Below are 1,995 nucleotides of genomic sequence, written 5' to 3'. Positions count from 1 at the left end.
CAGATCGCCCGCACGCTGGAGGCGCTGCTGCCCCCGGCCGCGCCGCCCGCCCCTGCCGCCGGCCCGTCCGCCTTCGGCGCCGCCCATTCCCCCTTCTGGGGAGGATCCTGACCCATGCCGCCGATGCGCCGCCTGCTGCCTGCCGGGCCGCTGCTCTGGGGATTGCTCACCCTGGCGGGCGCGACCCTCGGCCTGACCTTCGTGGTGGCGCCGCTCGAGGCGGAACAGCAGGCCTGGCTGGCGCTGGCCGGCTTCCTGGTGTTCCTGCTCGTCGGCCGCGCGCCCGGGCGCCCGGCGCTGTTCTTCCTGGTGGCGCTGTCGACGCTGATCTCGCTGCGCTACCTCTACTGGCGGGTGACCGAGACGCTCGACTATTCGGGCTTCTTCGCCACCTTCCTCGGCACCGGCCTGGTGCTGGCCGAGCTCTACGCCGTCATCGCCCTGCTGCTCTCCTACTTCCAGCAGCTCTGGCCGCTGGAGCGCAAGCCGGTGCCGCTGCCGGCCGACCCGGCGGAATGGCCGGTCGTCGACGTCTTCATCCCGACCTACAACGAGCCGCTCGAGGTGGTGAAGCCCGCGGTCTTCGCCGCGCTCTCGATGGACTGGCCGCGCGACAAGCTGCGCGTGCACATCCTGGATGACGGGCGGCGCGAGGATTTCCGCCAGTTCGCCGGCGAGGCCGGCTGCGGCTACCTGATCCGCCCCGACAACAAGGGCGCCAAGGCCGGCAACATCAACCACGCCATGACCAAGACGGATGGCGAATACATCGTCATCTTCGATTGCGACCACGTGGCGACGCGCGCCTTCCTGCAGCTGACCATCGGCTGGATGATCCGCGACCGCGGCATCGGCATGCTGCAGACGCCGCACCATTTCTACTCGCCCGACCCGTTCGAGCGGAACCTCGCCTCCGGCAAGCGCGTGCCGAATGAGGGGCTGCTGTTCTACGGCCTGGTGCAGCAGGGCAACGACCTCTGGAACGCCACCTTCTTCTGCGGCTCCTGCGCCGTGCTGCGGCGCTCCGCGCTGGAGCAGGTGGGCGGCGTGCCGACCGAGACGGTGACCGAGGATTGCCACTGCTCGCTGAAGATGCAGCGGCTGGGCTGGCGCACCGCCTATCTGCGCGTGCCGCTGGCCGCCGGCCTCGCCACCGACCGGCTGATCACCCATATCGGCCAGCGCATGCGCTGGGCGCGCGGCATGATCCAGATCTTCCGCGTCGAGAACCCGCTGCTCGGGCCGGGGCTGAAGCTCTACCAGCGGCTCTGCTACCTGAACGCGCAGTGGCACTTCCTCTTCCCGCTGCCGCGCGTCGTCTTCCTGACCGCGCCGCTGGCCTTCCTGCTGCTCGGGCAGAGCATCATCGCCGCCTCGCCGCTGGCCATCGTCGCCTATGCCGGGCCGCATATCGTGCACTCGATCGGCACCAACAGCCGGCTGCAGGGCCGGGTGCGGCACAGCTTCTGGTCCGAGATCTACGAGACGGTGCTGGCGCTCTACCTGCTGCCCGTCGTGCTGGCCACGCTGTTCGACCCCAAGAAGGGCAAGTTCAACGTCACCGACAAGGGCGGCACGCTGCAGGAAGGCTATTTCGACCTGCGCGCCGTGGCCGCCAATTTCGTGCTGGCGATCTTCCTGGTGCTCGGCCTGCTCTCCGGCATCTACGGCATGGCCGCCAATGCCCCGGCCAGCCAGGAATTCCAGGCCAACCTGCTGAACTCGGTCTGGGTGGCGCTGTCGCTGGTCACGGTGATGGCCGGCCTCGCCGTCGGCCGCGAGCGGCGCCAGGTGCGCGAGCGGCACCGCGTCAGCGCCCGCCTGCCCAGCATCGCCATCCTGCCCGATGGGCGGCGGGTGGAGGGGGAGAGCGTCGATCTCTCGCTCGGCGGCGCGCTGCTGATCATGCCGCGCCCCGAGGGGTTCGGCGCCCCGGCTGTTCCCGCCCCGGCCGCTTCCGCCCCGGCCGCCACCGACCAGGCTGCCGCCGCCCAG

Annotated in this window: 1 protein-coding gene; it reads left to right on the top strand. The window is 70.6% G+C overall.

Translation table 11 applies throughout. The annotated features are described in order from the left end of the window. Nucleotides 1-114: 114 nt before the first annotated feature. Nucleotides 115-1,995 (top strand): UDP-forming cellulose synthase catalytic subunit (gene bcsA, locus HMPREF0731_RS06545; protein ID WP_007003264.1); only part of this gene is annotated, 1,881 nt, incomplete at its 3' end.

Source organism: Pseudoroseomonas cervicalis ATCC 49957 (genome assembly GCF_000164635.1).
Lineage (GTDB): Bacteria > Pseudomonadota > Alphaproteobacteria > Acetobacterales > Acetobacteraceae > Pseudoroseomonas > Pseudoroseomonas cervicalis.
This window is presented reverse-complemented; position numbering and strand designations above follow the sequence as displayed.